Annotated in this window: 15 protein-coding genes, 1 tRNA gene and 3 pseudogenes; 8 read left to right on the top strand and 11 right to left on the bottom strand. The window is 41.8% G+C overall.

The window, feature by feature from the left end; translation table 11 throughout:
• The first annotated feature begins 6 nt into the window (after positions 1–6).
• Entirely contained in the window at positions 7–861 is an 855-nt protein-coding gene (locus tag HMPREF9009_RS02195) for a DUF4886 domain-containing protein (RefSeq protein WP_032842011.1), read from the top strand.
• A 146-nt stretch (positions 862–1,007) separates the two neighbouring features.
• Here the strand turns inward: HMPREF9009_RS02195 and HMPREF9009_RS02190 are convergent.
• Positions 1,008–2,213: pseudogene (locus HMPREF9009_RS02190) on the bottom strand (ATP-binding protein).
• 126 nt (positions 2,214–2,339) lie between these two features.
• Here HMPREF9009_RS02190 and HMPREF9009_RS25640 point away from each other — a divergent pair.
• Positions 2,340–2,462 (top strand): annotated as a pseudogene (locus HMPREF9009_RS25640) (N-acyl-D-glucosamine 2-epimerase); the annotation flags it as partial.
• 274 nt (positions 2,463–2,736) lie between these two features.
• Here the strand turns inward: HMPREF9009_RS25640 and HMPREF9009_RS02185 are convergent.
• Entirely contained in the window at positions 2,737–3,747 is a 1,011-nt protein-coding gene (locus tag HMPREF9009_RS02185; protein ID WP_049701328.1) for a 2-oxoacid:ferredoxin oxidoreductase subunit beta, read from the bottom strand.
• Positions 3,748–3,750: 3 nt separating this feature from the next.
• A complete protein-coding gene (locus HMPREF9009_RS02180; RefSeq protein WP_049701327.1) occupies positions 3,751–5,601 on the bottom strand; it encodes a 2-oxoacid:acceptor oxidoreductase subunit alpha in 1,851 nt (616 codons plus the stop codon).
• Positions 5,602–5,804: 203 nt separating this feature from the next.
• Here HMPREF9009_RS02180 and HMPREF9009_RS02175 point away from each other — a divergent pair.
• Positions 5,805–5,876: transfer RNA gene (locus HMPREF9009_RS02175), tRNA-Arg, on the top strand.
• 173 nt (positions 5,877–6,049) lie between these two features.
• On the opposite strand, the gene secDF is transcribed toward HMPREF9009_RS02175, so the two are convergent.
• The 5 genes from secDF to HMPREF9009_RS02150 form a co-directional block, all read right to left on the bottom strand.
• Positions 6,050–9,061: a protein translocase subunit SecDF gene (gene secDF / locus HMPREF9009_RS02170; RefSeq protein ID WP_004317186.1), complete on the bottom strand. Its 3,012-nt coding sequence runs from the start codon at positions 9,059–9,061 to the stop codon at positions 6,050–6,052.
• Positions 9,062–9,226: 165 nt separating this feature from the next.
• Positions 9,227–11,311 (bottom strand): M3 family metallopeptidase, encoded by a 2,085-nt coding sequence (locus tag HMPREF9009_RS02165; protein WP_118218614.1) that lies wholly within the window; start codon positions 11,309–11,311, stop codon positions 9,227–9,229.
• Between the two features lie 31 nt (positions 11,312–11,342).
• Positions 11,343–12,428, bottom strand: a complete 1,086-nt coding sequence (locus tag HMPREF9009_RS02160) for an endonuclease/exonuclease/phosphatase family protein (RefSeq protein ID WP_049701325.1) — start codon at positions 12,426–12,428, stop codon at positions 11,343–11,345.
• 4 nt (positions 12,429–12,432) lie between these two features.
• The gene (locus tag HMPREF9009_RS02155; protein WP_049701324.1) at positions 12,433–13,338 is read right to left on the bottom strand and encodes a rhomboid family protein; all 906 of its coding nucleotides are present in this window, start codon (positions 13,336–13,338) and stop codon (positions 12,433–12,435) included.
• Positions 13,319–13,996, bottom strand: coding sequence for a rhomboid family intramembrane serine protease (locus tag HMPREF9009_RS02150; protein WP_049701323.1), 678 nt, complete (start codon positions 13,994–13,996; stop codon positions 13,319–13,321). The genes HMPREF9009_RS02155 and HMPREF9009_RS02150 overlap by 20 nt, the downstream gene beginning before the upstream one ends.
• Positions 13,997–14,217: 221 nt before the next feature.
• On the opposite strand from HMPREF9009_RS02150, the gene HMPREF9009_RS02145 reads away from it, so the two are divergent.
• From HMPREF9009_RS02145 to HMPREF9009_RS26300, 3 genes and pseudogenes are all read left to right on the top strand, one after another.
• Entirely contained in the window at positions 14,218–14,490 is a 273-nt protein-coding gene (locus HMPREF9009_RS02145) for an HU family DNA-binding protein (protein ID WP_004296482.1), read from the top strand.
• An 83-nt stretch (positions 14,491–14,573) separates the two neighbouring features.
• Entirely contained in the window at positions 14,574–16,391 is a 1,818-nt protein-coding gene (argS, locus tag HMPREF9009_RS02140; RefSeq protein WP_049701322.1) for an arginine--tRNA ligase, read from the top strand.
• A 41-nt stretch (positions 16,392–16,432) separates the two neighbouring features.
• Positions 16,433–16,717, top strand: a pseudogene (locus HMPREF9009_RS26300) (low temperature requirement protein A); the annotation flags it as partial.
• Positions 16,718–16,919: 202 nt separating this feature from the next.
• On the opposite strand, the gene HMPREF9009_RS02135 reads toward HMPREF9009_RS26300, so the two are convergent.
• Both HMPREF9009_RS02135 and topA read right to left on the bottom strand, forming a co-directional pair.
• Complete coding sequence (locus HMPREF9009_RS02135; protein WP_049701321.1) at positions 16,920–18,929, bottom strand: LruC domain-containing protein; 2,010 nt, start codon at positions 18,927–18,929, stop codon at positions 16,920–16,922.
• Positions 18,930–19,008: 79 nt separating this feature from the next.
• Positions 19,009–21,354, bottom strand: a complete 2,346-nt coding sequence (gene topA, locus HMPREF9009_RS02130; RefSeq protein ID WP_049701320.1) for a type I DNA topoisomerase — start codon at positions 21,352–21,354, stop codon at positions 19,009–19,011.
• Between the two features lie 339 nt (positions 21,355–21,693).
• Here topA and HMPREF9009_RS02125 point away from each other — a divergent pair, with 339 nt between their 5' ends.
• Positions 21,694–22,299 carry an HU family DNA-binding protein gene (locus tag HMPREF9009_RS02125; protein ID WP_004323869.1) on the top strand — a complete coding sequence of 202 codons (606 nt, stop codon included), beginning with the start codon at positions 21,694–21,696 and terminating at the stop codon, positions 22,297–22,299.
• Positions 22,300–22,356: 57 nt separating this feature from the next.
• Positions 22,357–23,256 (top strand): Rpn family recombination-promoting nuclease/putative transposase, encoded by a 900-nt coding sequence (locus tag HMPREF9009_RS02120; protein WP_004323868.1) that lies wholly within the window; start codon positions 22,357–22,359, stop codon positions 23,254–23,256.
• A 101-nt stretch (positions 23,257–23,357) separates the two neighbouring features.
• Here HMPREF9009_RS02120 and HMPREF9009_RS02115 read toward each other — a convergent pair whose 3' ends face one another.
• The gene (locus HMPREF9009_RS02115) at positions 23,358–25,079 is read right to left on the bottom strand and encodes a TonB-dependent receptor (protein ID WP_049701319.1); all 1,722 of its coding nucleotides are present in this window, start codon (positions 25,077–25,079) and stop codon (positions 23,358–23,360) included.
• Between the last annotated feature and the right edge of the window lie 7 nt (positions 25,080–25,086).

The following is a 25,086-nucleotide window of genomic DNA, read 5'->3' as shown; positions in this document are numbered from 1 at the left end:
AATATAATGAAGCAATATAGAAATGTAGTGATTTGTATGTGCATACTGCTCCTTCTTGCCGGAGGAACGTATGCACAGCAAAAAACGGTCAGGATACTTGCCATCGGCAACAGCTTCTCGCAGGATGCCGTGGAGCAATATCTGCATGAACTTGCAGAAGCCGAAGGCATTTCAACCATCATCGGCAATATGTTTATCGGCGGCTGTTCCCTGGAACGTCATGTGAAAAATGCCCGTGACAATGCTCCTGCCTATGCCTACCGGAAAATCGGTACGGATGGAAAGAAACGGGAAAAGGGCAAGATGTCTTTGGAAGCGGTGCTGGCAGATGAAGACTGGGATTACGTCAGCCTGCAACAGGCAAGTCCTTTTTCGGGAATGTATGAGACGTATGAAGCCTCTCTTCCCGAGCTCATAGAATATGTAAAAGTACGCCTTCCAAAAAAAACAAAGCTGATGCTGCACCAAACCTGGGCGTATGCGTCTACTTCCAAGCATAGTGGATTTAAAAACTACAACTGCAATCAACTGACCATGTATCAGGCTATTGCCGATGCAGTGAAGAAAGCGGCTAAGGCGAATAAGATAAAGATTGTCATCCCTTCGGGCACTGCCATACAAAATGCGCGCACCTCTTTCATCGGCGACCACCTGAATCGGGACGGCTATCATCTGGATGTGAAGATTGGACGTTATACCGCTGCCTGTACCTGGTTCGAACGCATCTTCAAACACAATGTAGTCGGGAATCCTTATGCCCCGGAAGGGTTGGATGAGGCGAGGAAAGCTGTTGCCCAGAAAGCTGCCCATGCAGCAGTAAAGCATCCGTATAAGGTAACCGAGCTGTCTATTACTAACTAACAATGGACATTGCCGCCTGTCTTGCAGCAAACCCCATGGTATTATAGATGACTTGACTCAAATGTAAATGCAGCACACCAAAGGCGATTTGATTGCTCGTGGTAACCTAATGGTGTACTGCATTTATTTTTCGTATATCGTATGGTTTACTCCATTAAGAACTGGCGTATGGGACAATGACGTATGCCCTCGTAGCTGTTTCCGCTGAATGTATCTTCTGTTACCACTATTTTGGGATAGTTGTCCTGTATCTTTAGCAGGTTTCCAAATTCTCTTTCTGCTGTCTTGTCGCTATCTATTTTTAAAGCGACCTGTATATATAGTTTTTCTCCATTCTTTTCTCCGATAAGGTCAATTTCCTTATCTCCGTAATAACCAACCTTAATATCGTAACCTTTGTATAAAAGGTGGTTATACACTAGATTTTCCAATATTTTAGCTTTGTCTGTAATGCGATATCCGATGACAATGTTCCGGATCCCCATATTTTCGAAATAATATTTCTCTCCTATCTCAAATACACGTTTTCCAATCAAATCATACCGCTCTACCCGGTGGATCAGGAAAGCATTGTTTAAATATTCCGTATAGCTTTGTATTTGGTTAACTGATATGGTGGTATGTTGTGATTTTAAATAATCACTGATATTCTTTGCCGAAAAGAGATTGCCTATGTTTTCGGATAAAAATTGAATCAGTTTCTCAAGGAACAAAGTATTGCGTAACTTGTATCTACTGACAACATCACGAAATACAATCGTGGACTATACACTCTTCAAATATTCATTGACCGTTTCATCTTCGAGAGGGAGATTTAATAAATAGGGAAGTCCGCCATAACGGCTATATAATTCGTAACTCGTTTCACTTTCAGTTAATCCGTGGAATTCAAGAAACTCAGAATAGGAGAGACTATATATTTTGAATTCGATATATCTGCCACTTAAATAGGTGGCGAGTTCTCCTGAAAGCATCTTGGCGTTACTACCTGTAATGTATATATCATTATCTTCATTGAGTAGGAGCGAACGGATGACTTTTTCAAACCCGGGAATATCTTGTATTTCATCGATAAAGATATAATTCTTAACTTTTTCTTTGCTATGAGAAATGATGTACGGGTGTAAATCTTCTGCTGTTTGTTGAGAACTGAATGTAAAATCTTCAAGATTGACATAGATAATATTCGCATCCGGTTCTTCTGCTAAAATTTCTTCAATAAGCTGGTAAAGGAGGAAACTTTTGCCTACACGGCGTTGCCCTGTTAACACCTTGATTACAGATTTTTGCATAAAAGGTTTTATTCGGTCAATATAACCTTTTCTTTTTTTAAGGATTCGAGGGAAGTTCATACGCCTAAAAGTTTTAATTATACTTCAAACTTTTATAGATTTAATGAAATGTTTTAATCATACTTCAAACTCAGTGAAATGATGTAGGAGGCTTGAGTAACTCAAGTACATGGCTCGGCTTGCTTCGGTGAATGGTACTGGAGCCTTTCGGCTGATGGGACTGTCAACCGTGAGGATGATAAAGCCGGATTTTGGAAATGTCCTTACCATAACGGGCGTATGTGTATGGAGATAATGGAGCGCTTTTGATTTCATTGCAGCCGTTTAGTTCCAACCCTGTTTGGAACTGTTTGTTTCTCGGCGTGAAACACTTTGTTTCCCTGCTTGAAACATTTCGTTTCTCGGTGAGAAACAAATGGTTTCATGGCATGAAACAAATCACGGCTTGTGGGGTGACGCCCAGTATGCTGTGGGATGACTGAAGATGACCTTTAAGTAAACTTGAGGTGTATTTATAATGAAAGCTGGAGAAAGGGATTGTTTTATCCTTCCTCCAGCTTTTATATTATTGATGAGCAGTGAATTACTTCACTTCCCAAGTCTCATTAGTCATCAACAGCTCCTGGAAATTGTGATATTTCTTCTTGCCTTTGATTTCTTCGATTTGTTCAACGACAGCATCGTTGTAAGTCGGAGCGTCTACATCACGGATTACACCGAGTGCAATCGGGAAGTCGGGACCTTCCATCAAAGCCAGTTTCAGTTGAAGCGTATTATCTTGGCAGTGTGCGTCGTGGATAAGGATATCCTTTTCTGTGATACCGTTCTCACCCAGTTTCACTGCCTTCAGCCCGAAGCCTTCCTGCATCAATCCGAACTCCTTGTTTTCACCAAATAACATAGGTTTGCCATGTTCCAGATAGATAGCATTCTTGGCACGTCCTTCTTTGGTGGCAACGCTGGCGTGAGTTCCGTCGTTGAAGATCACGCAGTTTTGTAGAACTTCTACAACAGAAGCACCTTTGTGATTGGCTGCTGCTTTCAACACTTCTACAGAAGCGGCACCATCTACTGCAATGCAGCGTGCAAAGAAACGTCCGCGGGCGCCAAAAGCCAGCTCTGCCGGATGGAACGGGTCTTCCACTGTTCCGTAAGGAGATGATTTGGTGACAAGTCCGCGTTCTGAAGTCGGTGAATATTGTCCCTTTGTCAAACCGTAGATACGGTTGTTCAGAAGAATCATATTCAGGTCGACGTTACGGCGTAATGCATGGATGAAGTGGTTACCACCAATTGCCAAACCGTCACCGTCACCGGAAATCTGCCAGATAGTCAAATTAGGATTAGCTACTTTGGCTCCTGTTGCAACAGCGGCTGCACGTCCGTGGATGGTGTGGAAACCGTATGTATTTACATAATAAGGCAGACGGGAAGAACAACCGATACCCGATATTACGGCAATATCGTGCGGAGCTGTTCCCAATTCGGCCATGGCTTTGTGCAGTGAATTCAGGAAAGCGTGGTCACCGCATCCCGGACACCAGCGTGGCTGACCTGATTTATAATCTTGTACGGTATATACTTTATCGCTCATCTTTTATTCCTCCAATAATTTAGTGAATGCATCTATCAATTCTCTCGTAACGAAAGGCTGTCCTTTCACTTGGTTGAACTGGCTGATGTTCAATCCGGGCACTTTCATGCGCAAATAACCTGCGAATTGTCCCAGATTCTGTTCAGCTACCACGATTTTCTTGTATTTATGCAATACATCGGCTGTGTTCTTCGGCAGCGGGTTGATGTACTGGAAGTGAGCGAAAGCCACTTTCTTTCCATGTTCGCGCATATAGTCCATAGCCAGACGAAGATGTCCGTAAGTGCCGCCCCAGCCAACAATCAATAAGTCTGCGTCCTCGTCACCCAACACTTCGAGTTCGGGGATATAGTCTGCAATTTTATCCACTTTGGCCTGACGCAGATGAACCATCTTATTGTGGTTTTCGGGTTCGGTAGAGATAGCGCCTGTTTCGTTGCTCTTTTCAAGACCACCGATGCGGTGCATAAATCCTTCAGTTCCCGGAGTAGCCCAGTAGCGTACGCCTGTTTCCGGATTACGTTGGTAAGGAGTCCAGTTGCCGGCCATATCCGGGGTCACATACGGAGGATTGATGGCAGGATATTCATCCAGATTAGGGAGTTTCCATGCGGCAGAACCGTTAGCTACGAAAGCATCAGTCAGCAATACAACCGGAGTCATGTGTTCCAAGGCAATCTTGCATGCCATATAAGCGGCGTCGAAACAGTTGGTCGGCGATGTTGCGGCGATTACAGGCATCGGGCTTTCGCCGTTGCGTCCGTAAAGGGCCTGTAATAAGTCGGTCTGTTCTGATTTAGTAGGAAGACCGGTAGACGGACCGCCACGCTGTACATTGACAATCACCAATGGAAGTTCACCGATTACAGCAAGGTTCATCGCCTCACTCTTCAGGCAAACACCGGGGCCGGAAGTCGTAGTCACTGCCAAAGCACCGGCAAAAGCAGCACCAACTGCAGAAGCACAACCGGCTATTTCATCTTCGCACTGTACAGTTTTGACTCCCAATGATTTATGCTTGGCTAATTCGTGCAGAATATCAGTAGCCGGAGTGATAGGATAAGAACCCAAGTAGAGCCCCAGACCTGCTTTTTCAGCTGCGGCAATCAGTCCGTAAGCGGTTGCTTTATTACCGTTGATATCTGTATAAAGTCCTTTTGATTTCGGAGCTTTGCTTTCAATCTTATAAGTAGAGACAGAAGCATGAGTGTTTGCTCCGTAGTTGAAGCCATCGTTCAATACCTTAATATTAGCTTCTGCTATTTCGGGTTTCTTGGCGAATTTCTCGCGCAGCATTTTTTCAGCAGCAGCAAGGTTACGGTTGAACAACCAGCAAACCAATCCGAGTGCAAACATGTTTTTGCAACGGAGAATTGATTTGTTATCCAATCCGGAGTCTTTCAGGCTCTCTTTGCACATGGAAGAGATAGGAACTTCCAATACTTCCTGTTTTATTCCTAATTCTTCAAAGGGATTGTTGGTTTTAAATTGTGCCTTTTCCAAATCTCTGGCTTCGAATGAGTCGGAGTCGGTGATGATAAGTCCTTGCGGTTTACAGAATTTGATTTGTGTTTTCAGTGCGGAAGGGTTCATAGCCACCAATACGTGGCAACGGTCTCCGGGAGTGTAAACTTGTCCGGCGCCGATGTGGACCTGGAAACCGGAAACACCGGTTAGCGAACCTTGCGGGGCGCGGATGTCTGCCGGATAGTCAGGGAATGTACAGATGTCATTTCCCACTGTAGCCGACACGTTCGAGAAGATGTTGCCGGCCAGCTGCATACCGTCGCCGGAGTCGCCGGAGAAACGTACTACTACTTCCTCCAATTCTTTAACCATCATTTCGTCTGCCATAACTTTAATTACTATATTTAATTTGAAAACTGATTTTACTTTCAATTTGTGAGCGCAAAGGTCGGAAAGTTAATCGAATTATCAAAATAAATCCTACTTTATTGTCCTATTGACGCCAATTATTTGAAATATCTGAAAGGAACCTGCATTTTTATTCTTGTTAAATCGACAGAAACCGTTATCTTTGCAAGCAAATTTGAAGCGGCCTTGTAGTTCAACGGATAGAATAGAAGTTTCCTAAACTTTAGATAGGGGTTCGATTCCCCTCGGGGCTACTACAGAAGAATCTATGAGAGTGGTATTGTTTTGCTTTCATATTGTATCAAGTTTTAAGTGTAACAATAGCTTCTTTTAAGATGAACGTCTTATAGCTTCTATTTGTTTTAATAATCAATAGAAAAAGCCTCTACCGAATGTTCGGAAGAGGCTTTTCTATTTGTGGAGTTTATTATTCTTCCGTAGCTGGTACTACGACTTTTTTGTTCTTCATCATGTTGTATGCAATTGGAGATGCAATAAACAGTGAAGATAATGTACCGATAACAACACCCAGGATCATTGCGAATGCAAAGCTGCGGATTGAATCACCACCAAGGATGAAGATACACAGCAATACGATCAATGTACTCAATGATGTATTGATGGTACGAGCCAGCGTTGTGTTCAGAGAGTCGTTGAACAATACTCGTTTGTCACGTTTCGGATATAAACCGAAGAACTCACGTACACGGTCGAAGATTACCACCTTATCATTGATAGAGTAACCGATAGCTGTCAGGATAGCACCAATAAATGTCTGGTCGATTTCCAAAGAGAATGGCAGGATACCCCAGAATAGTGAGTAGGCACCGATAATCATAATGGTGTCGCAACTCAAAGCTACGATAGAACCGATACTGTAAGCAATGTTGCGGAAACGGAGCAAGATATACAAACCGATGGCGAGCAGTGCCAATACTACAGAGTAGATAGCGCCTGTCTTGATGTCATCTGCGATACTCGGACCTACTTTCTGTGAGCTTACGATACTACCACCTGTGTGATTGTCACGGTCGATGAAAGTTTCCAATGTGATATTTTGAGTCAATACCGGCTTCAAGGTTTCATATAGATATGATTCGATTTCAGAGTCTACATTGTTGCCTTCATCTTCGATACGGTAGTTTGTACTGATACGTACGGTCTTTTTGTCTGTACCGATAGCAATAACGCTTACGTTGGCGTCGCCAAATTTGCTAGAGATCAATTCACGAACTTGTTCCGGTTCTACAGGATTCTCAAATTGTACCTTAAAGTTACGTCCACCAGTGAAGTCGATACTCTGACTCAAACCACGGATGGCAAATGAACCGATACAAACAACGATGATTGCACTGACGATAATAAGGGACTTTTTGTTTGTACCCATAAAATCGAAATGTGTATTGGTCATCAGATTCTTTGAAATCTTGGTTGTGAATGTCAAGTTCAACCACTTGTCTTTGTTCATGAAGTGTTCATAAACGATACGAGTAATGAACACTGCGGTAAAGAAGGATACCAAGATACCGATAATCAATGTCGTAGCAAAACCACGAATCGGACCGGTACCAAAGTTAAACAGGATGATACCTGTGATGATAGATGTTAAGTTAGAGTCGAAGATAGCCGAGAATGCATTTGAATAACCGTCGGCAAGTGCTTTTTTCACACCCTTACCTGCACGAAGCTCTTCTTTTGTACGTTCATAGATAAGTACGTTCGCATCCACAGCCATACCAAGTGACAATACCATACCGGCTATACCGGACATTGTCAGTGCAGCCTGGAAGGATGAAAGAATACCTAGCGTGAAGAAGAAGTTGAGGATTAACGCGCAGTTAGCAACCATACCTGGGATGAAACCGTACATAGAGCACATGTAAATCATCAACAGAATCAGGGCTACAACGAATGAGAAAATACCCGCATTGATTGATTCTTGACCCAGTGACGGACCAACGATATCTTCCTGTACGATGTGAGCCGGAGCCGGCATCTTACCTGATTTCAATACGTTTGCTAAGTCTTTTGCTTGTTCAGGAGTGAAATGACCTGTAATCTGTGAACGTCCACCTGTAATTTCAGAGTTTACGTTTGGTGCAGAATATACATAGTTATCAAGAACGATAGCAATGGAACGGCCAATGTTCTGCTTAGTCAACTGAGCCCAGCGGCGTGCACCGTCAGAGTTCATTGTCATGCTTACAGCCGGTTTGCTGTATTGGTCGAATTCATCTTTCGCATCAGTTACTACGTCACCTTCCAACGGAGCTTTGCCGTTACGTTCGGTAGACTTGATAGCATATAATTCGAAAGTCTGTCCTTTCTTGTCAAATTCAGAAGGAGAAACACCCCATTTCAGGCGAAGGTCTTTTGGAAGATCAGCTTTGATTTCCGGCATAGCCAGATATTTGTTGATGTCAGCAGTATCTTTGTAGTTGGCATAACCAATAACGGGACCTTGTCCGCTAGAATTCAACTGAAGTATGGACAGCAAAGGATATTGCTTTTTGATTTCTTCCATATTTGCGGCAGACTTATCTTCAGCAGTTACGTCACCTTTCAGGGCAGCTGCAAGGCTGTCGGCAGCACTTACAGTTTTTTTCTCAACCGGAGTGGCTTCGGTAAGGACTGCTTCAATAGTATCTGTATCAGCTGTTGTTCCTTCAGCTAAAATAACACGCAATTTGGCGTCTGCAGATTGCATGGCAGGGAGAACTTCTCTAGCTGTATAAGTTTCCCAGAACTCCAGATTGGCAGAACCTTGGAGAAGTTTTCTCACACGTTCCGGCTCTTTGATACCCGGAAGTTCCACCATGATACGTCCCATTTTGTCTTCCAGACTTTGGATGTTCGGTTGAACAACACCAAAACGGTCGATACGGGTACGAAGAACGTTGAATGAGTTTTCAACAGCAGCTTTTACTTCTGCTCTCAGCACTTTTTCAACTTCTGCATCTGATGATTTCTGGTTAACTTTATCTTTCAACTGTTGTGTTGCGAAAAGTTCGGAAAGTTTTGCGTCCGGAGCAATTTTGTGGTATTCTCTGATGAACAGGGTGATAACATCATCCTGACTGTTGACAGCCTGTTTTGCAGCTGTCGCCAATGCGTTGTTGAAAGCTTCGTCAGGCTTGTTGTCTGCCAATGCTTTGATAACATCAGGTACGGAAACTTCGAGGATAACGTTCATACCACCCTTCAGGTCCAAACCTAAACTAATCTCCATCTCACGACATTGTTTCAGTGTCCAGTTCCACAGCATTACTTTCTCGTTAGAGAGAGAGTCGAGGTAGTCTTGTTCCACTTTCGGGTCGCCGTTCGCAATTTCTTTCGCCTTGTTGGTATAATGGCGTGTTACGAAGGAGAAGGAGAGGTAGAACACGCATACCAGCGTGAGTAATACCGCAAAAACCTTTACAAATCCTTTGTTTTGCATTTTACTTTTAATTTATGATGATTACTTTTTTAATTTAATTTTCAGTTAAATTCTGTCGTACACAAGTTCTTTTTGCCGTATACAAGGCTGCAAATATAGTTTTTTTTTCACATTCATGTGTAATAAGCCCTCAAATATTTGATGTTTAAGGGCTTTTTTACTGAATTATTTCATTCCTCTGTTTTTCAGTAGCGGTTCCAAGCTTGGTTCCGCTCCACGGAAATTCCGGTAAAGCACCATCGGGTCTTCGCTGTCGCCCTTCTCCAATACGTTGTGACGGAAGAGGTCGGCGGTGTTTTTATCAAAGATACCATGTTCTTTAAAGGCTTCAAAAGCATCATTATCCAGTACATTGGCCCATAGGTAGCTGTAGTATCCGGCTGCGTAACCACCAATGATATGATTGAAGTAAGTCACGCGATAACGCGGTGCTATTTCGGGGATGAGACCGAGCTTGTCCATGGCTTCTTTTTCGAATGCAAGCATGTCTATATTCTTTACATCTGTTACGGTGTGCAGGTTCATGTCGAGGATGGCGGCAGCCAGTAATTCGGTAGTCATGAAGCCCTGATTGAAAGTCTTCTGTTGCAGTATCTTTTCGATGATTTCGTCGGGTATCACTTCTCCTGTCTGATAATGTTTGGCATAGATTTTCAGTACTTCCGGTTCAGTAGCCCAGTGTTCATTGATTTGAGAAGGAAGTTCTACAAAATCGCGTACTACATTAGTGCCTGATGTTCCTTTGTATTCACATTTTGTCAGCAGTCCATGCAGAGCGTGGCCAAATTCGTGGAACAAAGTTTCTACTTCATCCATTGTCAATAGAGAGGGAGTATCGCCTACCGGTTTGGTAAAGCTGCAAACATTGCATACTAACGGACGGGTATCTCCTTGTTGTTCGCGGTAGTTGCTCATCCATGCGCCGCCACTTTTTCCGGAGCGTGGGAAATAATCGACGTAGAAGATACCGAGTTGCGAACCGTCTGCGTCTTTCACTTCAAAGACTTCCACATCAGGATGGTAGGTAGGGACACCTTCGAGCTTGGTAAGAGTGATACCATATAGCTTGTTGGCTACAGTGAAAGCGCCATTGCGCACATTCTCCAGCTTGAAGTAAGGTTTTGTATCTTCTTCGGACAGGTTGTATTTTTCTTTCCGTAGTTTCTCGGTATAATACCACCAATCCCATGCTTCCAGTTTTTCTCCTTTGCCTTCCTTATCCATTAATTTCTGAAGTTCGGTAGCTTCCGCTTTTGCTTTTGGCAGTGCATAGCTCCAAAGGTTGTTTAGAAGGCTCATTACGTTGCTGGCGTTCTTTGCCATCGTTTCGTCGAGAACGAAGTTTGCATAGCAGTCGAAACCTAATAATTTAGCTTTTTCCAGGCGGAGAGAAACGATCTTACGGATATTTTCCTTGTTATCGTTTTCGTCGTTGTTGTTACCGCGGTTGATGTAAGCTTTGTATATTTGTTCCCGAAGCGGGCGATTTTCTGAATATTGCAGGAAAGGCAGGCGGCTGGCATTATGCAGGGTGAATAGCCATTTTCCGGGTTGTCCGGCTGCTTTTGCTTCTTCAGCGGCGCTTTGGCGGAACCATTCGGGCAATCCTGCCAGATCTTCTTCTTTGTCAACGAAGAGTTTGAAAGCATTATTCTCATTCAGTATATTGTTGCTGAAAGTAATGCCGAGTGTAGAAAGTTCCTTGTTGATTTCGCGGAGGCGGGTTTGGTCTTCGGCATTAAGGTTTGCTCCGGAACGGACAAATCTTTTATAAGTCTTGTCCAGCAGACGTTCTTGTTCCGATGTCAGGTTCAGCGAATCCTTCTTTTGATAGACGTCGTTCACGCGCTTAAACAGTTTCTCGTTCAGAGAGATATTATCATCATGTTCCGAAAGAACCGGTGCCAGTTTGATGGAAAGTGCGGTTAGTGAGTCAGTCGTTTCCGCATCTGTCATATTGAAGAAAATGGCGCTCACACGGTCCAGGATAGGTGCGCTGTTATCCAAAGCTACAATTGTATTTTCAAATGTCGGAATTTCCGGACTTTCGATGATAGCTTCGATGTTTTGATTCTGCTCTTCTATCCCTTTCAGGAAGGCGGGTTCATAGTGCTCCAATTTAATCTTGTCGAAAGAAGGAACACCGTACTGGGTTTGAAACTCTGTAAAGAAAGGATTGCTTTCTGTTTTCGTAGCACAGGAGTACATCATACAACTTACTGCTAAAATGGTTAGTGTCTTTTTAATCATCATAAGTGTTTTTTATTAGAGTTTTCAGTTCTCATCGTTTACTGATATAGCACCAGATCGGGTAGTGGTCTGATGCTTTGATAGACCGGTCTACCGTGCAATTGTAGGCTTTCAGGTTGGGGCTGATCAAGATATTGTCTATGCGGAAATAGAACTTGTTCTGATTGTAGGAAATGCCCAATCCTTTACCGGACTGTGTGAATGCATCGTCTAGTTTTTGAGTCAGGATGCGATGTGTATACGAGATAGAACCGTCGTTGAAATCGCCGCATACGATAGTTGTCGGATATTTACATGCTGCAATGGCTTTAGCCACAGAATCAGCTTGTGAAGCCCGGATAGCCGATGCTTCCGCCAGTTTTCTGATTAATTGCCTAAGTCCGGTTTTTACTTTCTTGGCATTCGGGTCTTTAATCATATCCTCATACATCCCTCTGTCTTCTTTGGTGAGTTTGTTGGATTCCAGGTGGTTGTTGATTAATGTAAGAGTGTCGTTATTTACATTCAGTACATATTTCATGGAACCGTTATAATTACTTTCATATTCGATGGGATGTATCGAGAGAATGGGGAACTTGGAGAAACAGGCAAGTTGCACATCTCCTTTCCCTTGTTGGTGGACGGATTGGTAAGGATAGGCTTTCAATGCTTTTTTAATATCCTGTTCCGTCAGGTATTTCTTGTTGGTAGCGGTGTTATATTCTTGCAGACAGATAATATCGGCGTTGCTATTTACAAGATAAGATAATATAGGGTTCTTTCCATCTTTCTTCTCCAGATTGTTGAAACTCATTACGTTATAGGATAGGATTTTGATGCTTCCTTCCGGTATGGTTTTAGTGGTGGAGTTAAAAGGAATATAAGTCCGTATTTGCGGAATACAAATCAGAAAACCGATGGCGGGCAAGAGCGCATAGCGGTAGTTGACGAATGCCCAGAAGCCGATAAAAATCAGATTAATCGTCAGGAATATCGGAAATGCAAGTCCCAAGCTGGAAGCAAGTGGGTTTATTTTCGGGTTAAGGTAAGGGCTATAAGCACTTAATATCAACGTTCCCACGAAGAGAGCGTTGACAGCAAGTATCAGATATGCGACAAATTTGCCAATATGTTCCATTCTTTTATCTTTTGCTTGCGTCGAACAAGCTTTTCTTTTCTTCAGTTGTCAGACTGTCATAACCGGATTTTTTTAGTTTTTCCAAAATACGGTCCACTTCATCAGACTGTGCTTTTTTGTGGGCATTGTAATCATAATCCTTCTCGCGACCGGTGGCACTGTTTCCATAGTGTACCTTCATTTTCGGTTTCCGTTTCCATGTTTTCTTCTGAAACAAGGAGATGAAACCATCCAGAATCCAGTTGATCCAGGAAGTCAAATCAGTTCCTTTATTTAGGCTGGCAGCAAACCAAAGTCCAGCAAGAGCACCGCCTAGGTGGGCGATATGTCCTCCGGCATTACTTGAAGTGATGGATAATACATCGATTCCGATGACAACCAGTGCCAGGTATTTGAGACGGATAGCGCCGAAAAGAAAAAGTTGCACCCTGTAATTAGGCTCACGATAAGCCGTAGCGGTTACGATGGCTAATACGGAAGCCGAAGCTCCTACCAATGTTGAGCCTACCACTTGCGAACTGAATAAAGGAAATACATTGTAGGCGATCATATACAGTAAACCTCCGCAGATACCTCCCAATACATATAGCCCTCTTAAATGTTTGGCCGAGAAAAAGTAGAGAAACAAACTTCCGAACCAATACAGCCAGAGCATATTGAATAAAATATGCAGGATACCGGCATGCATAAACATATAAGTAAATAGCGACCACGGTTGATGAATAAATCCGATAAAGGATGCCGGTAAGGCAAATATACCGAATATATCGGGGGTATTTACCTCAAAAAGTCGTAGGAAAACGTTAATCAACGTGCCGATCAGAAAGATGCCTACGTTGATATAAATCAGTTGGATGAAAATATTTCCTCTTCTGAATGTCTCCTTTAAATCAGCTATAATATGTCCCATTGTTATTGCTTTTTTTTCTCCAATATAAAATCAGGATCAATCCGAATAGCATTCCTCCCAGGTGAGCAAAGTGAGCAACATTATCTCCGGCGCTATTGGCAAGCCCTGCCCATAATTCAATTGCGGCATATCCTATCACGAAGAACTTCGCTTTGATAGGGAAAGGCAGCGGAAAGATGAACAACCGATTGTTAGGAAACAGCATACCAAATGCCAGCAAAATGGCGTAAACGGCTCCCGAGGCACCTACGGTGGTCATCATGTTCAGATATTGCTCCATAGGGATAACGCCATATCCGATCAAATTCACTTGTGTATGTTGGCTAAGTTCTATCACATATTGAATATATTGCACTCCTTCCTGGATAAGTCCCGCACCGATACCACAGAGAATATAGTAGAAGAGAAAACGTTTGGGTCCCCAGGTTTGTTCGAGAATCGGTCCGAACATGAAAACTGCAAACATATTAAAGAAAATGTGGCTGAATCCGCCGTGCATGAACATATAAGTGATAAGCTGTGCCGGATTAAAGTCACTTGCGAGGAAAAAATGTAATCCCAGATAATTTGTTAAATCCAGGCCGTAACGTTGGGCTACGATTGTCCCGAAAAATACTAGTACATTGATAATTATCAGGTTTTTAGTTACAGTTGGCATCATTTTAATTTCTGAATATTTAGATAATAGACGCAAAAGTACGAATAAATTCTGTTTTAAAGCATGAAAAACGCTTCCTATTAGCTCTTTTTCAATAATTTGCTGCGTTTTTTTTATGTTTTTATTTGATATGTTGTTTTGTTCGGCTATATTTGTGGAATCAATCCATTGTGGGATAATCTTTTGTGTAACAAATATATTAATTAATCATTTTACGTATTATGAATAAGTCTGATCTTATTAGTGCAATGGCTGCTGAAGCTCAAATGAGCAAAGCCGATGCAAAAAAAGCACTTGATGCTTTCATCACTTCAGTTACTAATGCTATGAAAGCTGGTGACAAAGTATCTCTCGTAGGTTTTGGTACTTTCTCTGTAAGCGAAAGAGCTGAAAGAACTGGTATTAACCCTTCTACAAAGGCAACTATTACTATTCCTGCTAAGAAAGTAGCTAAATTTAAAGCTGGTGCTGAATTATCTGCAGCTGTTGAATAAGATAGATAGTTGAAAGAAATTAGGAGAGGAGACGCGATGCGTCTCCTTTTTTTGTATCTTTGCGCGCAAGAAATAACTTGATTATGAAGATAGAAGATAAACTTGTAGCGTCCGTTATCAGCGGACTGAAAGCACTCTACGGTCAGGAAGTCCCTGAAAAAATGGTGCAGATGCAAAAAACGAAGAAAGAATTTGAAGGACATTTGACACTGGTCGTGTTCCCTTTTCTGAAGATGTCGAGAAAAGGACCGGAACAGACGGCACAGGAGATCGGTGAATATCTGAAAGCCAATGAACCGGCTGTAGCTGCCTTTAATGTGATAAAAGGTTTCCTGAACCTGACTATCGCATCGGCTACCTGGATTGAACTGCTCAATGAGATTCAGGCTGACGAGCAATATGGTCTGGTAAAAGCTACCGAAACTTCTCCGTTGGTAATGATCGAGTATTCTTCTCCGAATACAAATAAACCACTTCACTTGGGACACGTGCGTAACAACCTTTTAGGTAACGCATTGGCTAACATTGTAGCTGCCAACGGCAACAAGGTAGTAAAGACTAATATCGTAAACGACCGTGGTATCCATATCTGTAAATCCATGCTGGCATGGAAGAAATATGGAAACGGCGAAACTCCGGAAACTTCCGGAAAGAAAGGCGACCATTTGGTAGGCGATTATTATGTCTCTTTCGACAAACATTATAAAGCGGAACTGGCAGAACTGATGGCCGGATTTACAGCACAAGGAATGAGTGAAGATGAGGCTAAGGCGAAAGCCGAGGCAGCATCTCCTTTGATGCAGGAAGCCCGTGAAATGTTGGTGAAGTGGGAAGCTGGCGATCCGGAAGTACGCGGATTGTGGGAAATGATGAACAACTGGGTATACGCCGGATTCGACGAAACCTATAAAAAGATGGGCGTCAGCTTCGACAAGATATATTATGAATCCAATACCTACCTCGAAGGAAAAGAAAAGGTAATGGAAGGACTGGAAAAAGGCTTCTTCTTCAAAAAAGAGGATGGTTCCGTATGGGCTGACCTGACTGCCGAAGGACTGGACCACAAATTACTTCTCCGTGGTGATGGTACTTCTGTGTATATGACGCAGGATATTGGTACAGCTAAACTTCGTTTTGCTGATTATCCGATTGATAAGATGATTTATGTAGTGGGTAACGAACAGAATTATCACTTCCAGGTACTTTCTATTTTGCTTGATAAGCTTGGTTTCGAATGGGGTAAGAGCCTCGTTCACTTCTCTTACGGAATGGTGGAACTGCCGGAAGGTAAGATGAAGTCCCGTGAAGGTACTGTGGTGGACGCTGACGATTTGATGGAAGAAATGATTTCCACTGCTAAAGAAACTTCACAAGAACTCGGAAAACTGGATGGTTTGACACAGGAAGAAGCGGATGATATTGCCCGTATCGTTGGTCTGGGAGCTTTGAAATATTTCATCCTGAAAGTGGACGCCCGTAAGAACATGACGTTCAACCCGAAAGAATCTATCGACTTCAACGGTAACACAGGACCATTTATCCAATATACTTATGCACGTATTCAGTCGGTGCTCCGGAAAGCGGCAGAATCGGGTATTGTTATTCCTGAACAGATTCCGTCTGGCATTGAATTAAGCGAGAAAGAAGAAGGCTTGATTCAGATGGTGGCTGACTTTGCGGCTGTTGTAAAACAAGCCGGTGAAGATTATAGCCCGTCTATTATTGCTAATTATACCTATGATTTGGTGAAAGAATACAATCAATTCTATCACGACTTCAGCATTTTGCGTGAAGAGAATGAGGCGGTGAAAGTATTCCGTATCGCTCTGTCTGCTAATGTAGCCAAAGTTGTTCGTTTGGGAATGAACTTGCTGGGTATTGAGGTTCCTTCCAGAATGTAAGACTTTCTCTGAACAAAATATACTTCTGCGGGGTTTCTTTTATATATAAAAGGAATCCCGTATGTTTTATCCCCCCCCATCCTTTACTTCGGAAGAGAGAAACGGAAACTGCTACTGTCTCTTATTCCGAACTGCTGTTTGACCTGATCTATGTTTTCTCGGTCACGCAGCTTTCACATTATTTGCTCCATAATCTTACTTGGGCAGGATTATTGAAAGAAACCATCTTGTGGTTTGCTGTCTGGATGTTGTGGTAACACACCATTTGGGTGACTAACCGGTTTAATTCGGATACCAGGCCGATTCGTATTCTTCTTTTTATCGCATATTATTGCTGTGGTTGCTTTAGCTTTACTGCTTTCCTGGCCTTATCACATTTCTTTATTGACAATGAATATCCTGGTGACATCCGTTTTTATATTTGTGATTGTGTTTGATATATTATTTCCTGATAAAGGTTTTAAGATCAAATGAAAAAGCCAGACTAAGTTTAACCCTAGTCTGACTTTTCATTATTGTTGATGACTGTTATTTTTTAGGGTATTTGTACCAGTCTTTGGCTTGTGCCCCATTAGATTTAACCCATGTTGCAAATTTCGGATATGATTCGTCTATCCTTACGCCTTCTTCAGGGATAGGGAATTCGCTAATTGGCATATTGAGAGCAAATGGCATTAAGTCTATCGAAACATAATATAATCCCTCGTCAGGTCTGGAAACATCTTTTCCAGTGCCTAATAGTGATGGATTGGCTTTATCTGTAGGGGGATATTTTACCAAATGCACTTCTCTACCTCTGGTTTTATCTGACTCTACGAAAATAAACGGATTATAAGGTGGTAATACGTTTTTTGAGCTTACATCATTCACTTGAATTGTTACAGTATACTTTTTGTCTGCTTCTTCTTTTCCGTCAAAAATCCTCATGTTATCAAATAATAAAATTGTAGGATGAGATTGGCCGGTCTCTGTTTTCCCAGGCATATATTGAGATTTGGAGGCATAAGAAGGCCCTTCAATAGAAACATCACTAATATCGCTGTTAGCGATGTTATGTAATTGATAGCCAAAGCCGTTTATCAAATAACCTCCTCGGTGAAACGGAGTGAATTCATCAACAATTTTGTATACCCGATTTGTCAGTATGGATTTATATACTTTACTCTTATATCGTATCATGACATCATTCATGTCATAATCTCCCTGTTCCGGCCATAAGTCCTCAAATGTCAATATTCCGGAGTAAGTGGTGTAGTTGTCTTCATCAGTTGGAACTTCAGGATCTTCGGGCAAAGGAGGAACTACTTCTTCATCAATCGCATTTTTTTCGGAAGTATGGATATAGAAAATGGCATCGCAATAATCTAAGTCTATATTATCTTCAAATCCTATTGCTACAATTTGATTGGATTCTGTATCTCGCAGTGATACGGTTCTTTGTCTCTTTATGCCATCACTTCCCGCTTTGTTCAAAATGGTAGTAGAGTATCGGGTTCCCATGCCTTGAACAAGGTCACCTTGAACGTATTCATCTAAAGGCTTGCTTCTGAATCCCATGCCTTGCAGACACCAACCAATAGTGATCCCAGCAGGAAATTTTTCTTCAAATTTACCTTCTTTTTCGTTCCAGTATTTCAATTTAACTTCATCGCCACAAACTAAAGCACCCACTCCGGCTGTTTTATAAACAGGAGAAGCATTTGGAAATGCCAGTACCTTTTGGATATTTTCCAGAGTGGGTGTTTCGCCAGTAGGATAAGTGTAATATCCCACAGTGTTGTACCAAGCGGCAGTACTATTGACAAATACAAGACTTACTTCGGTTTCTTTAGTGATAGGGATGTCTGATATCATTTTTCCGTTAAAGAATTCGGGATAGTTGTCACGAATGCTTTTCCCGTCCGTTTTTCTAAAAACGTTTTTTATATTATAAAGTACGCTGGCAGGCGGAATATTTTTTTCTGCAGATAAGTTATTGGGACGTCCGTTGTCGTTCCAGTCTACATTGGGTAGAAGCATCCAGTCATCCTGATATTTATGCTGATTGGTTGTCACTCCTCTGCTGACGGGTGTTGATGCTTTTGCGAGTAGAGATTGAATATACTCATTTTGGTTGAAAGAAATACGATGGTCTTCGCCAATTGTGAGTTTTACAGGCGATGCTGCACCTAAATAGTCGGATGATAACCATACTTCTGAAATATCTGCCCGTATAGTTATTCCATCTTCATTGAACGTTCCCTTTTTGCTGGTGGCGGCACGGTAGAAAGGTTCTATGTCTTTTTTCTTCCAGCTACCATCTTTATCATTTACTTCAATCGGGTCTTGATCATAAATCTCAAAAAGAACCACATAATCTTCCTTGAAGCCATAGTCAATGTCTATAGCCAGATTCTGGTTCATGTTGAAATCAAAAAAGCTTTCTTTGGGAAGTTTTTCCGGCTCTTGAAATAAATCACGCTGGTCGTCTACACAACCACATATTAATGGGGCACAAAATAGACCCATTAATGTTTTTACAAATATTGTTTGTCTCATAAGTTTTTGAAAATAAGTAAAATAAATGGCAAATATATAAAAAGATTTATATATCTGCCATCATTCTTATTTTATTTTCTTACTTCTTTTTCGAAAACTTCTTTTTTGGTGCTGGATTCGCTCCTTTTTCGTCTTGAAGCTTGATTAAGTCGAGACAACTTTTCAGCGTTAAATCCTGTGGGACAATATCTTTGGGGATTTTATAATTGGAACCTTTATAGGTAATATAAGGTCCATAGCGTCCGTTCAGAATCTCGAGTTCCGGTTCCTCTTCAAACTTCTTGATGTGGCGTTCCACTTCTTTCTGGCGTTTGTCTAAAATGAGTTGTTCCGCCTCTTCTAAAGTAACTTCCATCGGGTCGAGTCCTTTAGGGAGCGATACATATACCTTATTATGCAGGATATACGGACCGAAACGGCCTACACCGACACTGACTGTCTTTCCTTCATATTCGCCCAATGTACGAGGTAATTTGAATAATTCCAGTGCTTCTTCCAATGTAATGGTTTCCATGGACTGGCCCTTCTTCATTTGTGCAAAGCGTGGTTTTTCTTCATCTTCTACAGTACCAATCTGTACAACAGGACCGAAGCGGCCAATCTTAACGGAAATGGGTTTTCCTGTCTCCGGGTCTTCTCCCAGGATGCGTTCGCCTACTTTATGTTCTGTCTTGATAGCCAACGTGCTTTCTACAGACGGGTGGAACTTATCATAGAAATTCTTCATGATAGAAGTCCACTTTACTTCTCCTTCTGCAATTTCGTCAAATTCCTTTTCTACGCTGGCGGTAAAGTTGAAATCCAGAATGTCCGGGAAATATTCGGTAAGGAAATCATTTACCACAGTGCCAATATCCGTTGGTAGTAATTTAGCTTTTTCTGCGCCGGTAATTTCAGTATGATTTTCGTCTTTAATCTGATGATCCTTTAATGTCATGACATTAAACTGACGTTCTTCACCGTCTTTATTGCCTTTCTCTACATATTCACGTTGCTGGATGGTAGAGATGGTAGGCGCATACGTAGACGGGCGTCCGATGCCCAGTTCTTCCAACTTACGTACAAGACTTGCTTCCGTATAGCGTGGAGGGCGTTGGGTGAAACGTTCGGTTGCGATGATAGGGCCATGTTCCAACTTCTGGCCTTTCTTCAAAGGAGGAAGCAGGTGGCTTTCATCTTCCTGTTCGTTGTCGTCATCATAAGACTCACGGTACACGCGCAGGAAACCGTCGAACTTAATCACCTCACCGATAGCTGTAAATACGTCGCTGCTGCCACTTATCGTTATGGTAGCAGTCGTCTTTTCCAGTTCCGCATCTGCCATTTGTGAAGCAATGGTGCGTTTCCAGATCAGGTCATACAGTTTTTTCTCCTGTGCTGTTCCTTCAACGGATTGGTTTTCTATATAAGTAGGGCGGATGGCCTCGTGAGCTTCTTGTGCACCCTTGGTCTTGGTCTCGAAATGGCGGGGATGTACATAGCGGTCGCCCATCATTTTGATGATAGCGTCTTTACTGCCAGCCGTTGCAAATTCCGAGAGGTTGACAGAGTCCGTACGCATGTAAGTGATGAATCCCGATTCGTATAAACGCTGCGCGAGCATCATGGTCTGCGCTACGGTATATCCCAGTTTGCGTGCGGCTTCCTGTTGCAAAGTAGATGTTGTAAACGGAGCAGGAGGCGTTTTCTTGATCGGGCGGGTGGTAATATCATCGATTGCAAAGCTCGCTCCCTGACAAGCGTCGAGGAAAGCCTTTGCTTCTTTTTTTGTTTTGATACGGCGAGCTAGTTCGGCTTTCATTTCCACCAGCTTTCCATCCGCGTCCGGGACGAGGAATACGGCAGTGACGCGATAAGCAGCTTCCGTTTTGAAGGCATGTATTTCACGTTCACGTTCAACGATCAGACGGACGGCAACAGACTGAACACGTCCGGCAGAGAGTGCCGGTTTCACTTTTCTCCAAAGTACGGGAGAGAGTTCGAAACCTACGATACGGTCCAGAATCCGTCGTGCTTGCTGTGCATTTACGAGGTTGAGGTCAATGTCGCGTGGTTGTTCAATAGCTTTTAAGATAGCGCTCTTCGTAATTTCATGAAATACGATTCGTTTTGTGTTTTCCGGTTTTAGTTTTAAGACCTCATACAGATGCCAGGCAATTGCCTCTCCCTCGCGGTCCTCATCGGATGCGAGCCATACGGTTTCTGCCTCTTTAGCTTCTGTCTTTAGTGTGCTAACCAGCGCCTTTTTGTCTGCCGGGATTTCGTAGCTGGGTTCAAAATCATTATTTACGTCGATACTGAAATCTTTTTTCTTCAGATCGCGTATGTGTCCGTAACTAGAAAGGACTTTGAAATCTTTCCCCAGAAACTTTTCAATCGTTTTTGCTTTTGCCGGAGACTCGACAATGACAAGGTTTTTCTGCATAATTCTTTCTTTTATAATGGCTTGTACCACAATATTCGGGGACAAAAGTAAAAAAAAAGATTCTCCCTACCTTATATTATAAGGAGAATTTAATAAAATCTTAAGATTTACATTTTATTGCAGGAAATAAAATATCAATTGGTATAGGTTAGTTTCTCTATATTCTACGTACATTTGTCTCATTAGTAAGTTAGTTTTCGTTTGACAGTTGTCAAACGAACGCCTGACAACTGTTGAGCTATCGCTTGACAACTGTCAAACGGAAACTGAATAGTAAATTGAATAAATAATATATTGGAAGAGAGAAATTAATCTTTTCCAATGAAAAACTAATAAGTAATGAGTGTTAATTATGACCTTTATGAGACTCCCAACCCTGATAAGAGTGGAGAAGAACTACCACTGCATGCACGTGTCGTTTTGAAAGGCAGTTATACAGCCGAAGAATTTGTAGAACAAGTGACTGCATTTCAGCATATGCCTCATGCGCAAGTGGTAGGTGTCATAGAAGCTATCTCGAAAGAACTAAGACATTTGCTTTTGAAGGGATTTTCCGTTGAATTGGGTGATATTGGTTATTTTACTCTTTCTTTGAATGTGAACAAAGAAGTGACTGATTCAAAAGACTTGCGTTCACCGTCAGTATCTCTTAAAGATATTAATTTGAGAATCAACCGTCAGTTTAAGAAGGATATTGAGACTGAATTGGTATTACAACGTTATCATTCGCCTTTTCGTGTGAAGAATCCATTAGCAGAAGAAAAATGCTTGCAGCGATTAAATAAATTCTTGGAAAAGAATCCATGTATTAATCGGCAGGATTATGCCTTACTTGTTGGAAAGACAAAAACACAGGCATTGCAGGATATTAATGCATTTATTGAAAAAGGGATTTTAAAAAAGTATGGAGCAGGACGATCGGTAGTCTATATAAAGGTAGGATGAGTCATTTTTCGGATATATATACTTGATATTAAACATTTTCTGCTTACCTTTGTTTGCATGAAAAAAGAAAATGGGAAAGGAGACGAACCTATGGCTAGTAATTATATTCGTTTCGATTGGGCTATGAAACGCTTATTGCGTAATAAAGCCAATTTTGCAGTTCTTGAAGGCTTTCTGACTACTCTTCTCAATGAAAAGATTGTCATTCAGAAATTGTTGGAAAGTGAAGGAAATCAAGAAGATGAGTTTGATAAGTATAATCGTGTTGATATGCTTGCGGAGAACTCTAAAGGAGAACTTATTCTGATTGAAGTTCAGAATAACAATGAGTATGCTTATTTCCAACGTATGTTGTTTGGTACTTCTAAATTGGTGACCGAGTACATCAATCGTGGAGAAGGTTATGATAAAGTCCGTAAAGTGTATAGCGTCAATATTGTCTATTTTTCATTAGGCAATGGAAAGGATATAGTATATCATGGTAAAACGGAGTTCAGAGGGATTCATCAGAATGATGTGCTGGAGTTAACTCCATTTCAGAAACAGACGTTTAAGGTCGATGCTGTTAGTCAGCTTTATCCTGAATATTATATATTAAAGGTGAATGACTTTAATCAGGTTGCCAAGAGTCCGTTGGAAGAATGGATTTGTTATCTGAATACAGGTGATATACCAGATAGTGCTACTGCTCCCGGTTTGACGGAGGCTCGCGAACGATTGAAACTCGATAAAATGACGAAAACTGAACTTGAAGCATATTATCGTCATTTGGATAATATTGTAATATTGAAAGATAATATATTGACAGAACGTGCAGAAGGCCGTGCGGAAGGTCGCGCAGAAGGCCGTGCGGAAGAAAAAAGAGAAACAGCACGTAATATGAAGGCTTTGAATATTCCTATTAATACTATTTCACAGATAACAGGTCTGTCGGCAGAAGAAATACAAGGTTTGTAAATCTATTGGTGACGGATTTGTAGTGAAGACAACAAAATAATTGAAGTTTAAGTTTTTGAGAAGGGGCGTTATCCGGAAATGGAAACGCCCCTTTCATTAATTTAGAATCGGAAACTCAATCCTCCTAAGAAATTGAATCCTTCCGTAGGATAACCTAAATAATATTGATATTTCTTGTTCAGCAGGTTATGTATTTGGGCATAGACAGATACTCCTTTGAATACATTATAGCTGGCTCCGATATGCAAATCATTCACTGCAGTCATTTTTGCATACTCTTTCACTTCTTTCCGGTTGATGTAATCATAACCTAGATTTATGTTAAAAGCAGAGATCGGATGAATACGTACATTGAAAGACATTTCACTGACCGGTTTCACAGCCAACAGATATTCCTCTGTTTTGCTGTCCCAATTACGGTAAGTATATTTAGCTGATATTCCAAGGATATCTTTGTAATCGTAACTGATTTCACCTCCAAGGTAAAGATTGTCTGTATTGTCTTGAGCAAAAGAAAGATAAGAACCTGAATGAATATTACTTGGGTCAAAACCTAAATAAGATAAGTCGTTCTTTAGATTCTGATAACCACCGAACACGTTGAACCAAAGTCCCGGATAAGGGCTTGCTTTGAATCCGATACTACCGTTGATTTGCTCGTAAGTATCATAAGGACGTTGTACGTATCCCAAAGTAGCAGTGGTATTTGCCTCCGGCAGTTCACCGTAAGGACAGATACTTTCTAATCTACGGAAATCATTCAATTGCTTACCGCCGGTTGCTTTTGCATAAACAATGTAGCTATCAGAAAAAATATACTGTGCAGTGATATCGGGTGAAATACGGAAAGACTTATCAAATCCGAAAGATAAATCTACATTGGCTCCGATATGCAATTTCCAGTCATCATTATCCAGTTCATAATATGGATTTAAAAGAAGCGTTGTGTAGTTTTTGAAGTATTCATCTCCGGTGGAAACATTCTTTGTATATCCGTTGTAGAGAAGATTGTTCATTTCCAAAGCGATAGTTATTAATTGTTGGTCGCCGATAGCTCCCGTGACATCGCCTTTGGTACGTATGATTGTTTCCTTGATACCTGTATTGGCTTCAGATTCATTGAACATGTTATGCTGACGTTCATACATCAACAGATTTGTTTCTGCGTTGAAACGCAGTGGTGCAGTCTCATCAGTGAAATGAATGCCCGCATGGAAGTCACCGGATGTGAATTTCTGCTTGCTGTTTACGCTTTCCGGTTGGAAGTTGAAGTTGCTCAATCCGAAGTTTCCGGCAATATTTAAGTCCAGTTTATTAAATTGGTGTGTGTAATCCACATTAGCACGTGTGCGATAATAAAATGCATTCCATTTTTTGGAGTCTGTGAAAGGAAGCGTTAGTTTACCATCCATTCCATCCATTTGGAAACGTACATTCAATTTGTCTTTCTGCGACAGACGGAATAGATAATTGGCAAGAATATCCAAATTGCCATAATTACCATATCCGGCACGTACATATCCCGGGGTAGTGCCGGGTTGAACTTCTTTTCCGGTATAGGGGCGCATCAGGCCTGCCGGAACGGAAGTGGCCGGAAAGAATGTTGTAGCATACTCTACTTCTTTCTTGCTCACTGTCGGTTCTTCTACTTTAGGCAGGACGTTTACTTTCGAGGCGTCCATAATGTCCGGGTTATATTCTTGTTCCACAACGACCGTGCGGGTCATTGTGGTATCCTTCGGTTGGGTGGTTTGGGCTTGAAGGCAGGATGGCATTGAGATTGCCAATGCGAGTCCTCCTATTATATAATGAGATCGTTTCATACTTTTC

Origin of the sequence: Bacteroides sp. 3_1_13 (assembly GCF_001185845.1) — a bacterium.
GTDB lineage: Bacteria > Bacteroidota > Bacteroidia > Bacteroidales > Bacteroidaceae > Bacteroides > Bacteroides xylanisolvens.
Note: the sequence above shows the minus strand (reverse complement) of the source record. Positions and strands in the feature narration are given on the sequence as shown.

What these genes read in the sequence shown, in the direction of transcription:
- HMPREF9009_RS02195 (WP_032842011.1), top strand. Translation starts at nt 7, where the DNA reads ATGAAGCAATATAGAAATGTAGTGATTTGTATGTGCATACTGCTCCTT.
- HMPREF9009_RS02185 (WP_049701328.1), bottom strand. Translation starts at nt 3,747, where the DNA reads ATGAGCGATAAAGTATATACCGTACAAGATTATAAATCAGGTCAGCCA.
- HMPREF9009_RS02180 (WP_049701327.1), bottom strand. Translation starts at nt 5,601, where the DNA reads ATGGCAGACGAAATGATGGTTAAAGAATTGGAGGAAGTAGTAGTACGT.
- secDF (WP_004317186.1), bottom strand. Translation starts at nt 9,061, where the DNA reads ATGCAAAACAAAGGATTTGTAAAGGTTTTTGCGGTATTACTCACGCTG.
- HMPREF9009_RS02165 (WP_118218614.1), bottom strand. Translation starts at nt 11,311, where the DNA reads ATGATTAAAAAGACACTAACCATTTTAGCAGTAAGTTGTATGATGTAC.
- HMPREF9009_RS02160 (WP_049701325.1), bottom strand. Translation starts at nt 12,428, where the DNA reads ATGGAACATATTGGCAAATTTGTCGCATATCTGATACTTGCTGTCAAC.
- HMPREF9009_RS02155 (WP_049701324.1), bottom strand. Translation starts at nt 13,338, where the DNA reads ATGGGACATATTATAGCTGATTTAAAGGAGACATTCAGAAGAGGAAAT.
- HMPREF9009_RS02150 (WP_049701323.1), bottom strand. Translation starts at nt 13,996, where the DNA reads ATGCCAACTGTAACTAAAAACCTGATAATTATCAATGTACTAGTATTT.
- HMPREF9009_RS02145 (WP_004296482.1), top strand. Translation starts at nt 14,218, where the DNA reads ATGAATAAGTCTGATCTTATTAGTGCAATGGCTGCTGAAGCTCAAATG.
- argS (WP_049701322.1), top strand. Translation starts at nt 14,574, where the DNA reads ATGAAGATAGAAGATAAACTTGTAGCGTCCGTTATCAGCGGACTGAAA.
- HMPREF9009_RS02135 (WP_049701321.1), bottom strand. Translation starts at nt 18,929, where the DNA reads ATGAGACAAACAATATTTGTAAAAACATTAATGGGTCTATTTTGTGCC.
- topA (WP_049701320.1), bottom strand. Translation starts at nt 21,354, where the DNA reads ATGCAGAAAAACCTTGTCATTGTCGAGTCTCCGGCAAAAGCAAAAACG.
- HMPREF9009_RS02125 (WP_004323869.1), top strand. Translation starts at nt 21,694, where the DNA reads ATGAGTGTTAATTATGACCTTTATGAGACTCCCAACCCTGATAAGAGT.
- HMPREF9009_RS02120 (WP_004323868.1), top strand. Translation starts at nt 22,357, where the DNA reads ATGAAAAAAGAAAATGGGAAAGGAGACGAACCTATGGCTAGTAATTAT.
- HMPREF9009_RS02115 (WP_049701319.1), bottom strand. Translation starts at nt 25,079, where the DNA reads ATGAAACGATCTCATTATATAATAGGAGGACTCGCATTGGCAATCTCA.